Here is a 12916-nt window from a genome sequence, read left to right as displayed (position 1 = left end):
CGTGACCGCCGTGGCGCTCGCTCCGCCAGGTGCTGCCCGCGCACGGGCCGCCCGCGACCTGCCGGTATGGCCGCTGGGGGTGCTGTTCGCCGCCTTCCCCCTGTGGTGGGTGCTCGGGCTCGGCGCGTTCGTCGCGCCGATCGCGGCCGTGCCGATGGCCGTGCTGATGGTCCGCTCGCGGCGCAGAACCAGGATCCCGCGCGGCTTCCTGGTGTGGGTGCTCTTCCTGCTGTGGATGGTCATGGCCGCCACCCAGCTCGACAGCGGCCCCCGGCTGGTGGGCTTCGCGTTCAGGCTGGCCGCCTACGTCAGCGCCACGATCTTCTTCCTGTACGTCTACAACTGCTCGAACCGGCTGCTGCCCGCGGGCAGGGCGTCCGGCTACGTCACGCTGTTCTGCTGCTGGGTGGTCATCGGCGGCTATCTCGGCGTGCTGTTTCCCGAAGGGTCGCTCACCACGCCGTTCGAGAAGATCGTGCCGGGCTCGATCGCGACGAACGAGTTCGTCAAGGACCTGGTGCATCCCAAGTTCGCGGAGATCCAGGCGCCATGGGGATCGCCCGAGGTGTTCGAGCGGCCGAGCGCGCCCTTCGCCTACACCAACGCGTGGGGCAGCCACTGGGCGCTGCTCATGCCGTTCGTGCTGCACTACCTGCTGACGCGGGCCTCGGGGTGGCGGCGGGCGGCGACCATCGTCATAGTGCCGCTGTCGCTGGTGCCCGCCTTCTCCACGCTCAACCGCGGCATGTTCCTGGCCATCGGGCTCGGCCTGGTCTACGTGGCGCTGCGCTTCGCGATGCGCGGACACGTGCGGTGGCTCGGCGCGGTCTGCGGCGTGCTGCTGGTCGGGATGTCGGCGTTCTGGCTGTCGGGGCTGAGCAGCGTGATCAGCACCCGCACGCAGTACAGCAGCACGAACACCGGCCGCGCGGCCGTCTACGGCGAGGCGTTCACCAGGACGCTCGAATCGCCCATCCTCGGCCACGGCGCCCCGAGACCCTCGGAGACGCTGGGGATTTCCGTCGGCACCCAGGGCCAGTTCTGGAACATCATGTTCTCCTTCGGCTTCCCCGCGCTGATCCTGTTCTGCGTGTGGATCTGGATCCTGGCCTGGCGCACCAGGCGGGTGCCCGCGTCGCTGCTGTGGCTGCACGCCGTACCGGTGATGGCGGCGTTCATGGTCTTCTACTACGGCCTCGACGGCACCCAGCTCGTCCTGATCTTCACGGCGGGAGCCCTCGCCCTACGCCCCGCGGAGGCACCTTCGTGACGACAGCCGAACGGCAGCTCGCCGAGACGGCCAGAGGCGGCCTCGTCGGCCTGGCCGGATCCATCGTCGCGGCGGTCATGGGCTTCGCCCTCACCATCGTGGTGGCCCGCCTGCTCGGCCCCGCGCAGGCCGGGGTCTTCTTCGTCGTGGTCGCGCTCTTCATGATCCTGTCGGAGACGACCGAGCTGGGCGCGGACACCGCGCTGGTCAGGACCAGCGCGCGGTTGCGAGCGCTGGGCCGGGTCGACGAGCTGCGCCCCGTGCTGGTCTACGCGTTCGTGCCGGTGCTGGCGGTCAGCGGGCCGGCGGCGGCGGCGCTGTGGATGCTGGCCGAGCCGCTGGCGGAGATGCTGGCCGATCCCGCGCACCGCGAGGTGGCGACGGTCTTCCTGCGCCTGGCGGCGCCGTTCCTCGCGCTGTCGGCCGCCCGGTCGGTGGCGCTGGCGGGCACCAGGGGCCTGGGCAGCGTGGCCACGTTCGCGCTGGTCAACAACATCATGATCCCGTCGCTGCGGCCGCTGCTCGCGCTGGCGGGCATGGCGTTCGGGCTCGGCGCGTGGTGGGTGATGTTCGCCTGGTCGCTGCCGGTCGGCCTGGGCTTCCTGCTGGCGGGCGTGGCGCTATGGCGGCTGCTGGTGCGCGCCGAGGCCGAGCCGCGGGAGCGGGTGCCGTACGAGGAGGGCGAGCCGTCGGCGGTCAGGGAGTTCTGGCTGTTCTCCGGGCCGCGCGGGGTGGCGGCGGTCATCGAGATCCTCATCATCTGGCTGGGCGTCCTCATGGTCGGCGCGATGGTCTCCAGCCACGACGCCGGCATCTACGCCACCGCCAGCCGCTTCATCACCACCGGCACCCTGGTCGTGGCCGCGAGCAGGATCGCCATCGCGCCGCAGATCGCGGCCCTGCTCGCCCGCGAGGAGCGCGCCCAGGCCGAGCACCTGTACGGCGTGGCGACCGGCTGGATCGTGGCCGGCTCGTGGCCGATCTACCTGGCCCTGGCCTGTTTCGGGCCGTTCGTCCTGACGATGTTCGGCGACGGCTTCGACGGCGGCGCGACGCCCATGGCGATCCTGGCCGTCTCGATGCTGGTCGTCATGGCCGCCGGCAACGTGCAGACCGTGCTGCTGATGGGCGGCAAGAGCTCGTGGAGCCTGCTCAACAAGTGCCTGGCCCTGGCCACGACGGTGGTGCTGACGCTGCTGCTCGTCCCCCGCTTCGGGATCGTCGGCGCGGCGGTGGCGTGGGGGGCGACGATGCTCGTCGACACCGTGGCGGCCGCCGTACAGGTGCGGACGCGGCTCGGCCTGCGGCTCGGCGCGGGTCCTCTCGCCTACCCGGCGCTGTGGGCGCTGTTCTGGTTCGGCGCGCTGGGCGTGGCCGTCCGCTGGCTGGCCGGGCCGGGCGCGGCGGCCTTCGCCGGTTATCTCCTCGTGGCCTGCGCGGGCTACGGGTTCACGCTGTGGAGGGGACGCGCCCGCCTGCATGCCGACGTGCTGCTGGGCGCGATCAAGAGGAGGGGCACGTGAGCATCGCCGCACGGATGAAGGACCGCTCGCCACGGTGGGCGAAGGATCTGGCCAACACCATGACCAGGCAGTACGGCATGCGCACGGCGTCGCGTCGGCACCTGCCGGACTTCCTGGTGATCGGCACCAAACGCGGCGGCACCACCTCGGTGTGGAACTACCTCATCCAGCACCCGCTGGTCATGCCGATGTATCCGCCGTCGCGCGGGCTGAAGAGCCCCTACTACTTCGACATCAACTTCGCCAAGGGCGACACCTGGTACCGCTCGCACTTCGCCACTGAGGCGCGGCTCGACCGGATGGAACGCGAGCTGGGCGCGCGCCCGCTCACCGGTGAGGCCTGCCCGTACTACATGTACTGCCCGCCGGTCGCCGAACGCGTGCTGGATCGGATGCCCGACGTCAAGCTGATCATCACGCTGCGCGACCCCGTCAAGCGGGCCTACTCCCACTACTGGGAGAGGGTCGGCGCGGGCGTCGAGCCGCTCGCCTTCGAGCAGGCGCTCGCCGCCGAACCCGGACGGCTCGCCGGAGAAGTCGAGCGGATGGCGGCCGACCCCCTCTACTACAGCAAGGCCCACGACTACTACAGCTATCAGGACCGAGGGGTCTACCTACCGCAACTCGAACGCTGGACGAAGCTTTTCCCGGCGGCGAACCTGCTCATTCTCCCGGCCGAGGATCTTTACCGCGACGAGCAACGAACAGTAAACCGGATCGCGGCCTTCCTCGGCATTTCCGAGTTCGCCCTGAGAACGAAGGAGCGGCACAACCACCTGCCCGCCCCCCGGATGGCGGACGAGACAAAGGCCCAGCTCACCGAGTTCTTCCGGCCACACAATCGCGCCCTCTTCGACTTTCTCGGAAAAGATTTCGGCTGGCCGTCCTGATCCGGACACGCCCCTTTCCACAAGCGGTCCAACACTTTAGGCTATTGCGGTCCGAGCAGTTTTTCCCGTGGGGGGATCCACCCATGCGCTTACCGTTGTTCGCATTATCGGCAATACTTCTCGCGCTTTTCCCCGCGACCGCGCAGGCAGCCGCACCGCCTCCTCCAGACGGCACGTCGGCGGTCACGGCCGCGCCCTCCTGCTGGGCGATCAAGCAGTCCTATCCGTCGAGCCCCGACGGCATCTACTACCTCCAGACGCCCGCGCTGGTCGCGGCGCAGCAGTTCTACTGCGACATGACCACCGACGGCGGCGGCTGGGTCCTGCTCGGCCGGGGCCGTCAGGGCTGGGAGTTCGGCTACGGCGGCCAGAAGTCGGCCGGCGACGTGCGCAACACCCCGACGGGCACCGCCGCCTTCGCGCCCGCCGCGATCAACGGCGACACCGTCAACGGCCTGCTCAACGGCGGCAGGGTCGACGCGCTGCCCGACGGCGTGCGCATCCGCCGCGCCGCCAACCAGGCCGGGACGAGCTGGCAGGAACTCCGATGGAAGTTCGCCAACCGCGACACGTGGTCGTGGACGTTCGACGGCCAGCACGCGCTGTCGTCGGTGAAGGCCAACGCCGTCACCTACAACGGCGGCAACACCCGCGACTGGAACCTCAACAACGGCTCGCTGCGCCTGTTCACCTTCGAGTGGAACAACCACGGCTGGAAGAAGGGCTTCTCCTACGGCTCCGGCATGGCGGGCGCCTCGACCAGCGCCTCCAGCTACCTGTGGCAGAACAGCACCGAGGGTCACCCGATCCCGTTCACCCAGGTCTTCATCCGGCCCAAGCTCACCACCGTGAGCTATCCGGCGATCCCCGACACGGGTACGGCCGCGAGCACCAACCCGCCGCTGGTCTCCAACGCCACCTCGCCCACTCCCTGGGGGGTGACGGGCGTCGTCGGCGGCGGCGGTGGTGAGGAGAACATCGAGGTCCAGGCCATGGCCGTGCTCGGCGACACGCTCTTCGTGGGCGGCGAGTTCGAGTTCGTGCAGAAGGGCGCCAACCCCGTCCCGGCCGACAAGATCGCCCAGCCGTACCTGGCGGCCTTCGACGTGAACACCGGCGAATGGATCTCCTCCTTCCGGCCCGCGCTCAACGGCACCGTCTGGTCGCTGGAGGCGGCCGACGGCAAGGTCTTCGTGGGCGGTGAGTTCACCAGCGCGAACGGCGAGGCCGACACCAGCGGCCTGGTCGCGCTCGACCCGGCCACCGGCGCCGTCGTGCCCGGCTGGCGGGCCAACGTCGTGAAGAAGAACGCAGGCGCGCTGCGCGTGCGGGCCATGGACATCCAGGGCGAGTGGCTCTACGTCGGCGGCGCGTTCACCCACGTCAAGGGCGGCAACCCGATGTCGCTGGAGCTGTGGACGGAGAACGCCGCCAGGGTCAGGCTCAGCGACGGCCGTCCCGACTCCACCTGGGCCATGCACTTCGACGCCAGCGTCATCGAGCTGGACGCCACCCAGGACCGGGTCTACTTCGGCGGCCGGTTCAAGGAGCTCGACGGCCAGCCGGTCAAGAACGTCGCGGTCCTGCAGACCAGCTCGCCGCCCACCAGGGTGGCCGGGCTGAACGACCAGAACTGGCTGCCGAGCCAGACCGGCGACCCCAACCGCATGTACCGCCAGACGATCCTGGAGGTGGGTGACCGCGTCTGGATGGGCGGTGCCGAGCACGACTTCCAGATCTACACGCGCGCCTTCGACCGGATGAGCGGCAACATCACCAGGGCGGGCGGCGACTTCCAGGCCGCCGTCGAGGTCAACGGCATCGTCTACGGCTCCTGCCACTGCGGCGGCCTGGTCTGGAACGGCGCCAACACCTGGCCGAGCCCCGGCACCAACTGGACCGACGTCAACCAGATCACCTTCATCGGCGCCTGGGACTCCCAGACCGGCAAGTACCTGCCGAACTTCAATCCCAACATCGACGCCCGCGACGGCGAGGGCCCGTGGGAGCTGGTCAACGACGGCAAGGGCTGCCTGTGGTTCGGCGGCGACATGAACCGCGGCTCCTGGGTGAACGGCTCCTACCAGTGGCTCGGCGGCTTCGGCAGGCTCTGCTCGGCCGACGCCACCGCGCCTGCCAGCCCCTCGAACCTGCGGCAGCAGGGCGCGGGCATCGCCTGGAACGCCGCCACCGACGACAGCGGCATCGTGAGGTACGAGGTGCTGCGCGACGACCGGGTCATCGCCAACGTCAACTCCCTGTCGTTCACCGACACCACGGCCTCGGGCACGCACCGCTACTTCGTGCGCGCCATCGACAACGCCGGCAACCGTTCGGCCAGCACGCCGGTGCTGCTCGTGCAGCAGACCGAGACGTTGCTGCCGCTCGGCGCCACGTGGAAGTGGGTGCACGACGGCGTCGACCAGGGCACCGCGTGGAAGGAGGCGGGCTTCGACGACTCGGCGTGGGCCGCCGGGGCCGCCGAGCTCGGCTTCGGCGACAACGACGAGACCACCGTCATCCCCGCGGGCGCCACGCCCAGACCCATGACGGCCTACTTCCGCACCACGGTCGACGTGCCGAACCCGTCGGCGTACGGCGACCTGCTGCTCGACCTGATCAGGGACGACGGCGCCGTCGTCTACGTCAACGGCGTCGAGGTCGGCAGGGACAACCTGCCCGCCGGAGCGATCACCCACAGCACCGCCGCGCTGGCAGGGCTGCAGACCAACGCCGAGGAACGCACACCTGTCCGCTTCACCGTCCCCTCGTCCGCCCTGGTCGCGGGGACCAACACGATCGCGGTGGAGATGCACCAGGCCAACGCCTGGAGCGCCGACCTCAGCTTCGCGCTGAGCGTCGCAGCCGTCGTGAACTGACCCGCCGTCGTGAACTGACCACAAGGAGGGGCTGTCCCATGCGTCTGGGCCGATCGACCCTGACGGCGATGCTCGGCCTCACGGCCGCGGCCTGCCTGACGCTCGCCTTCGTGCAGGCGCAGGAGCCGGATCAGGGACAGCCCTCTCCCGTGTGCTCGGTCGACGAGATCCTCGTCCCGTCGTGCGGAGCGTGGTGGGGCGTCTACTCCATCAAGGGGAAGACGCTCACCACCTCCGTCACCGACATCGAGCAGCGCGTCGGACGCCGGTTCGACATCGTGCTGCGCTACCACGACTTCTCCGGCAAACCGGGCCCCGGCGTGTTCCCCGACGCCTCCGAGATCGAGCTCGGCGCCTCCAGGATGCTGTTCTTCGCCTGGGAGAGCCGTCTGTACGGCGACGACGTCAACCTCACCTGGCCCGACCTCGCCGCGGGCGCGCACGACGAGGTGATCCGCCAGGCCGCGACCAGGATCAGGGAGTACGGCAAGCGCGTCTTCGTCTCCCTCGACCCCGAGATGGACCGCCTCAGCGACCACGGACCGAAGAAGGGCACTCCGGCCGACTATGTCGCCGCCGCGCGCCGCGTCCACCGCCTGTTCGAGGAGGCGGGCGTGACGAACGCGGTGTGGGTGTGGACGGTGACCGGCTATCTCGGCGGCGCCAACGGTGAGCGGATGAAGGCGATGTATCCGGGCGACGAGTACGTCGACTGGGTGGCCTACGACCCCTACAACTTCTACGCCTGCCAGCAGGCGCCGTGGGAGACGTTCGAGGAGTCGATCGCCAAGCCGTACCACTGGCTGGAGCGGGAGGGATTCGGCGACAAGCCGTTCATGCTCCCCGAGTACGGCACGCAGTTCGATCCCGCCGACCCCGGCAGGGCACAGCAGTGGTACAGGGACATCCCGGCAGTGCTGAAGGAGAAGTTCCCCAACATCAAGGGCATGATCCGCTGGAACTCCGACTTCAACTGCGGGCTGGGGCTCGACAACGGCCCCGGCATGCTCGATGCGTTCGCCGAGGCCGGTCGAGACCCCTACCTCAACCCCGGCGTCGCCACGGACTGACGAGCTGCTCGACGAGCCTGACGAACCGCTCGATCGCCGGGCCGACGTCGCCGCCGCCGGGCGGCACGGTGAAGGCGTCGGGCTCGCGGACCGCGTGGTCGAGCAGGGTGTGCAGTTCGTGCTCCGTCTCGGCCAGCGCGATCTTGCCCAGCTCGGCCACCCTGCGGGAGAAGCTCACCTGGTGGTCGTCGACCACCTCGTCGTACCTGGCCAGCCTGGGCACGACGATCGGCAGCCGGCCCGCGCGCCGCGCCTCCATGATCGAGCCGGGGCCGCCCTGGCAGACGACCGCGTCGGCGGTGGCGAACAGCTCCAGCATCTCGGGGTGCGGCAGGAAGTCGTGGCAGCGCGCGCCGCCCACCGGGCGGGAGGAGCCGTGCTGGACGACCAGCTCGGCGCTGCCGTTCCAGTTCTCCAGCCAGGTCATGAGCCGGTCGAACTTGTGGTGGTCGGTGCCGACGGTGACGAAGACCAGCGCCGCCCTCACAGGCCCTCCTTTGTCGGGCCTGTGAGGCCAAGCCGCTGTGTTGATTGGTTCGCTCGCAAGCTCGCTCACAGAAACTGCCCGACGACGACGCCCTTGGGATAGCGGCCCAGCTGTTCGGGCCACTGCAGCAGGAACAGGTCGGCGAAGGGATAGCACAGCCGCCCGGTGAGCGTGCCCGAGTCGATCCTGTCGTAGACCTCCAGGTAGACCAGGCGGGCCCGGAACACCTTGCCGAGCAGGAAGAACGGGAAGGCGACGGCCGCGCCCGTGCTGACCACCACGTCGGGCCGGAAGGAGGGTAAGAGCCGTAACGCGATCCAGGTGTTGCGTAACAGGTTCCACACGTTCCTGGTCGTCGGGTGGTGGGCCCAGGTCACGGCCTCTCCTTCGAGCAGCGAGCGGGCGTCGGCCTTCTCGAAGGTGACCCAGTGCCGCTCCTGCTCCGACCACCAGGGTCTGAGCTGGTTGAGCTGGGTGAGATGGCCACCGGTGGAGCAGACGAGCAGAACCTTCACCACTCCTCCAGACGCGCGAGCTCGTCGAAGATGTGCGGGTGGAAGCGGTGGCTCCACCCTCCGCCGCCGCGCTTGAGCCGGTAGGCGCGCAGGAACATCTCCAGCAGGTACAGGTTCGCGGCGGGCCCGGTCGTCCTGGCCGCTTCCACCGCGCCGCGCAGGCCGAGGCGGCGCACCACCATGGCGACCTGGAAGCGCCAGTGCGCCTCGTCGAAGCCGGACGGCACGCCGGCCGCGCTGTGCTCCCAGTCCCACACCTGGAGGGCGCCGCGGTGGCGGCCGAGGTTCCACGGCACCCAGTCGCCGTGCCAGCGGCCGAAGGTGTGGACGTCGTCGCCGTGCCGGTGCTCGACCCTGTCGGCGACGCGCGCCATCGCGGCCGACAGGTCGGGCTCGTCGGCGGCCATGCCGTCGATCTCCGCCCGGACGGCCGACCAGAAGCCGGACTCGCCGAGCGTCTCGGAGCGGGTGCCGTCGACGGCCGCGATCGCCTCCAGCACCGCCCGGCCGGGCGGGCCGTCGACGTCGGCGTGCCTGCGCGTGCCGAGCGGCAGCGGCGCGGTGACGGTGAGCGCGTAGTCGCGCCAGTGCCCGTGATGCAGCAGCTCCGGAACCTGGAACAGGCCGGATCCGCGCACTTTGGCCAGGACCTCCGCCTCGGTGGTGACCATGGCGCGGGTGGCGTCGTTCCAGCCGACCTTGACGTAGCCGACCGGCCTGCCCGCCGGTGAGAACAGCTGCAACACCGGCTTGAGGTTCGGGTCGGGGTAGCGGACGCCCGAGCCGATGACGATCTCCTGCCCGAGCACCTGGCCCAGGTGTTCCGACAGCAGCTCGGAGCGTTCCGCGGCGGGGACGCACACGACGAGGCGGTGTCTGAGCGCGGCCTGGGACAGGCCCACCAGGAAACCCGCGCCGAGCAGCGAGCGCGTCAGCCGCGTCTTGACCGGGCGCAGGCCGTTGTAGCGGCTGACGGTCGCGGCGGCCGACACCCTCGTGCGCAGCGGCACCAGGAACGCCGCCCGCTCGGGATCGGGCACCACGGCGTACGTCTCGACCGCGACGTGCCCCTCGGGCACCTCCCCCGTCGTGACGACGGCGGGGGCGGGCCAGAGCTGGGCGACGAGGTTGGTGAGGGAGCGGCGCTGCGGGTTCACCGCGCCACCACCTTCCTCAGCTTGCCCGCGACGCGTTCGACCGCCGAGCCGGTGAAGGTCCTGTGCGGGTCGAGCATGATCCGGTGACCCGCGGTCGCACAGGTCGACCTGCTGTTCAGGCCCGCCTCCGTCGTCAGGCCGTGCGCGTAACCGGCCTTGCGCGCGGCGCTCTCGGTCTCGCCGCTGACCGTGTCGGGCTGGCCGTACGGGTAGGCCACGACGTTGATCTCCACGCCGAGCCCGTCCTGCAGCACGCTCCTGGCCGTGGCCAGGTCGGCGACCTGCTCCTCGGGCGTCTCCTGCGCCAGCGCGGCGTGCCTGAGGCTGTGCGAGCCCACGTCGAACCCCCTGGCCACCAGCTCCTTCGCCGCGGCCCAGTCCATGAACATCTCCACGTCGCCCGGCTCGCCCTCGGGCGCCAGCGCCTTGACCAGCTCGGGTACGGCCTCCTGCCGGGCGCGCTCGTCCATGGCCCGCAGTTCGTCGGAGACCCTGACGTAGTCGGCCCTGCCGGTGGTGTAGATGCTGCTCCGCCAGCCGAAGGAGTCCTTGGTGCTGCGCTCGAACGCCCAGCCCAGCACCTCCCACCAGGCGCGGGTGCGCCGTGAGAGCAGCTCCGGTACGAGGAAGAACGTGCCCGGCAGGCCCAGCCGCTCCAGGATCGGCACCGCCAGGTCGAGGTTGTCGCGGTAGCCGTCGTCCCAGCACAGCGCCACCGCCCGCGCGGGCAGCGGATCTCCCGCGTGCAGCCGGTCCAGCGCCCACTCCAACGGCACCACCTGTGCGGTACGGCGCAGCCACCGCAACTGCCGTTCGAGGCCCCGCGCGCCGCGAGCGGCGGGCACCGGAAAGCACCAGGTCGACTCGACGTTGTGCCAGCCGAAGATCGTGAGTCTGTTCACCGCACCCTCGCCAGCAGCTTCTTGGCCCTGCGGGCGGTCTGGCGCAGCGCCGGGTTGCCCACGATGAAGGCGCGCACCGCGCGCGGCGGCACGTGCCGCAGCCGGTAGAGCGAGGCCCGCGCCGACGCCCTGGTCACCCAGCCCTCAGCGAGCGGGATCTCGTGGCTGGCGAAGGAGGCCTTGTAGGGGTTGTCGCCCCTGCCCAGGTCGAGGGTGGCGATCCCGTCGGCGGCCGCCGCCTCGGCCAGCCGTAACAGCAGGATGAGGCCCGGCGAGTAGGCCGCGTAGGCGGTGTCGTAGGCGGGGAACCACCAGGACAGCACGCCGCCCGAGCGGGGCCCGAAGTGCGCGGCGATCGGGACGTCGCCCGCGTGGAGCACCGACAGCAGGCATCTGTAGGAGTCGTCTCCCGTGCCGAACGACTCCTCGACCAGGCCGCGCAGCCACGGCCAGGCAAACCTGTCGTCGCCGCCCGTCCTGCGGTACTGGGCCGACTTCCAGTCCATGAGCGCCTGGAGCAGCTTGGGGTCGCGGCAGTCGTAGTCGAGCCTGACCTCGCCGACCTCGCGGGCGAGCTTGCGGGCCTTGCGCTCGGTGGAGGCGACGAGTTTGCGTGAGGAGGGCCGCCGGGCGTCCAGGTAGGCCTGGTATCCGGCGGACAGGTCGAGCGCGGGCGAGCCCACCGGCCGCACGTCCCGGTGGGCGCTCGCCTGGTCGGCGACGAGATGGTCGAACTCCCACACGGCCAGGCCGGTGCCGGACAGGATGGCGTCGGGCGAGATCCGCGCGCCGGGGGCGTGCACGGCCCCCTGGCAGTCGGAGACGCCGAGCCCGATCGCCCTGCCGACGCCGCCGCCGGCCCGCTCGAACGGCAGGAAGGCGTCCTCCATCACCGCCACCATCGCCGAGCCGCGATGCCTGGAGACGGCGAGCGTGAACTCGGGCGAGAGGAACGGATTGGCCAGCGCCGGGGTGGCGCGCTGCCAGGCACGCCACCGCTCCAGCTCCACCCTTCCCAGCTCCTCCGGCCTGACCTCGGTCAGCATCGTCATGACAGGCGGCTCGCGATCCGCTGCGAGACGCGCTGGCCGACCAGCCCGAGGAAGGGCATCGGGTCGTCCCACCGCCAGTAGCCCTTGGCCGCCGAGCGCAGCGCGAACGGGAACCACCGGGTCAGCGGCTCCTCCCACTCCCGCGCCGCCGCCAGGTCGCCGGGCGCCACCCACGTCGTGCCGTACCTGGGCGGCCCCGCCTTCGGCCGTGGCAGGCCGAGCAGGTCGGCGTAGACGAGCGCGGGCAGGTTGACGCCCGCCCGGGCGCCGGGATGGTGGACGAGGTTGAAGCGCGGATTGACCTCCATGAGATAGAGCCGCCCGTCGACGTCGCGCTTCATGTCGAACTTGGCGACCCCGCCGCGCAGGCCGAGCTTTCTGACCATCTCCCTGCCGAGCGCGGTGAGATCCGGCAGGTTCGAGACGCGCAGCGCGGTGGTGTGGCCCTGCAGCCGGGGCCGGGTGCGGATCTTCCTGTCGGTGAAGTCGGCGACGACCTCGCCCTGGCCGTCCACGTAGACGTGGTAGCTCTCGACCGAGGTCTCCTCGCCGGGAACGTACTGCTGGGCCAGGTACTTGCCGCCCGCCTCGGCCAGGCGCGGCCACAGCTCGGCCATGTCCTGCGCGGTGTCCACCCTGAGCGCCTTCTTCCAGCCGCCGATCGGGATCCACTGCGAGTCGAGCCGCTGGTGCGGCTTGATGATCAGCGGGTAGCCGAGGTCGGACAGGTCGGCGAGCGGCTCGGCGGAAGGCTCCACGAACCTGGTCGCAGGGACCGGCAGGTCCAGCTCGGCGGCCAGGTCGCAGAAGGCCCTCTTGTCGGTCAGCGCGACGTTGAGCTCGTGCGCGTGCAGCGGGATGCGCAGGTACGGCTCCAGCTCTTCCCTGTTGCGCGAAAGGAACAGCAGGTGCTCGTCCCACTCGTAGAAGACCGGTGGCCGGTCCCGCAGCCGCTTGGCGTAGCGGATCAGCAGGTCGATGGTCCTGCGCTCCCAGTCGGGACGGCTGGTGTCCCAGTCGCCCAACGTGCGCACGTGCCTGGACAGCCGGGTCGGGTCCCGGCGGGGGGTCATCACCGCGCAGCGGATGCCCTCCAGCGCCAACGGGCGCACCAGCTCGATGTGCCCGAAGACGATCGCCGGAAGGTCAGTTCTCATAGATGCGTTCCTTG

General features: G+C 70.6%; 11 protein-coding genes. 5 read left to right on the top strand and 6 right to left on the bottom strand.

Going from position 1 to position 12916, the window contains the following annotated elements:
- The first annotated feature begins 1 nt into the window (after position 1).
- The 5 genes from ACFXJ8_RS32700 to ACFXJ8_RS32680 all read left to right on the top strand — a co-directional run bounded on the left by ACFXJ8_RS32700 (position 2) and on the right by ACFXJ8_RS32680 (position 7632).
- Entirely contained in the window at positions 2-1270 is a 1269-nt protein-coding gene (locus ACFXJ8_RS32700) for an O-antigen ligase family protein (protein WP_379647849.1), read from the top strand.
- The gene (locus tag ACFXJ8_RS32695) at positions 1267-2793 is read left to right on the top strand and encodes a polysaccharide biosynthesis C-terminal domain-containing protein (RefSeq protein ID WP_379647848.1); all 1527 of its coding nucleotides are present in this window, start codon (positions 1267-1269) and stop codon (positions 2791-2793) included. The genes ACFXJ8_RS32700 and ACFXJ8_RS32695 overlap by 4 nt, the downstream gene beginning before the upstream one ends.
- Positions 2790-3683 (top strand): sulfotransferase domain-containing protein, encoded by an 894-nt coding sequence (locus ACFXJ8_RS32690; RefSeq protein WP_379647847.1) that lies wholly within the window; start codon positions 2790-2792, stop codon positions 3681-3683. The genes ACFXJ8_RS32695 and ACFXJ8_RS32690 overlap by 4 nt, the downstream gene beginning before the upstream one ends.
- 83 nt (positions 3684-3766) lie before the next feature.
- Entirely contained in the window at positions 3767-6562 is a 2796-nt protein-coding gene (locus ACFXJ8_RS32685; RefSeq protein ID WP_379647846.1) for a fibrinogen-like YCDxxxxGGGW domain-containing protein, read from the top strand.
- A gap of 38 nt (positions 6563-6600) precedes the next feature.
- Positions 6601-7632, top strand: a complete 1032-nt coding sequence (locus ACFXJ8_RS32680) for a glycoside hydrolase family 26 protein (RefSeq protein ID WP_379647845.1) — start codon at positions 6601-6603, stop codon at positions 7630-7632.
- On the opposite strand, the gene ACFXJ8_RS32675 is transcribed toward ACFXJ8_RS32680, so the two are convergent.
- The 6 genes from ACFXJ8_RS32675 to ACFXJ8_RS32650 form a co-directional block, all read right to left on the bottom strand.
- On the bottom strand, positions 7607-8119 hold the full coding sequence (locus ACFXJ8_RS32675; protein WP_379647844.1) for a glycosyltransferase: 513 nt from the start codon (positions 8117-8119) through the stop codon (positions 7607-7609). The genes ACFXJ8_RS32680 and ACFXJ8_RS32675 overlap by 26 nt on opposite strands.
- Positions 8120-8184: 65 nt before the next feature.
- Complete coding sequence (gene pssD, locus ACFXJ8_RS32670) at positions 8185-8634, bottom strand: PssD/Cps14F family polysaccharide biosynthesis glycosyltransferase (RefSeq protein WP_379647843.1); 450 nt, start codon at positions 8632-8634, stop codon at positions 8185-8187.
- On the bottom strand, positions 8631-9791 hold the full coding sequence (locus ACFXJ8_RS32665) for a hypothetical protein (protein WP_379647842.1): 1161 nt from the start codon (positions 9789-9791) through the stop codon (positions 8631-8633). The genes pssD and ACFXJ8_RS32665 overlap by 4 nt, the downstream gene beginning before the upstream one ends.
- A complete protein-coding gene (locus ACFXJ8_RS32660; RefSeq protein WP_379647841.1) occupies positions 9788-10693 on the bottom strand; it encodes a polysaccharide deacetylase family protein in 906 nt (301 codons plus the stop codon). The genes ACFXJ8_RS32665 and ACFXJ8_RS32660 overlap by 4 nt, the downstream gene beginning before the upstream one ends.
- Positions 10690-11745 carry a GNAT family N-acetyltransferase gene (locus tag ACFXJ8_RS32655; RefSeq protein ID WP_379647840.1) on the bottom strand — a complete coding sequence of 352 codons (1056 nt, stop codon included), beginning with the start codon at positions 11743-11745 and terminating at the stop codon, positions 10690-10692. Before ACFXJ8_RS32655 ends, ACFXJ8_RS32660 begins: the two co-directional genes overlap by 4 nt.
- Complete coding sequence (locus ACFXJ8_RS32650) at positions 11742-12902, bottom strand: ATP-grasp domain-containing protein (RefSeq protein WP_379647839.1); 1161 nt, start codon at positions 12900-12902, stop codon at positions 11742-11744. Before ACFXJ8_RS32650 ends, ACFXJ8_RS32655 begins: the two co-directional genes overlap by 4 nt.
- Between the last annotated feature and the right edge of the window lie 14 nt (positions 12903-12916).

The organism is Nonomuraea sp. NPDC059194, assembly GCF_042754765.1.
In the GTDB taxonomy this organism is placed as follows: Bacteria; Actinomycetota; Actinomycetes; order Streptosporangiales; family Streptosporangiaceae; genus Nonomuraea.
Note: the sequence above shows the minus strand (reverse complement) of the source record. Positions and strands in the feature narration are given on the sequence as shown.

Excerpts from the sequence above, each read along its gene's own strand:
- ACFXJ8_RS32685 (WP_379647846.1), top strand. The coding sequence starts at position 3,767 with ATGCGCTTACCGTTGTTCGCATTATCGGCAATACTTCTCGCGCTTTTC.
- ACFXJ8_RS32680 (WP_379647845.1), top strand. The coding sequence starts at position 6,601 with ATGCGTCTGGGCCGATCGACCCTGACGGCGATGCTCGGCCTCACGGCC.
- ACFXJ8_RS32655 (WP_379647840.1), bottom strand. The coding sequence starts at position 11,745 with ATGACGATGCTGACCGAGGTCAGGCCGGAGGAGCTGGGAAGGGTGGAG.
- ACFXJ8_RS32650 (WP_379647839.1), bottom strand. The coding sequence starts at position 12,902 with ATGAGAACTGACCTTCCGGCGATCGTCTTCGGGCACATCGAGCTGGTG.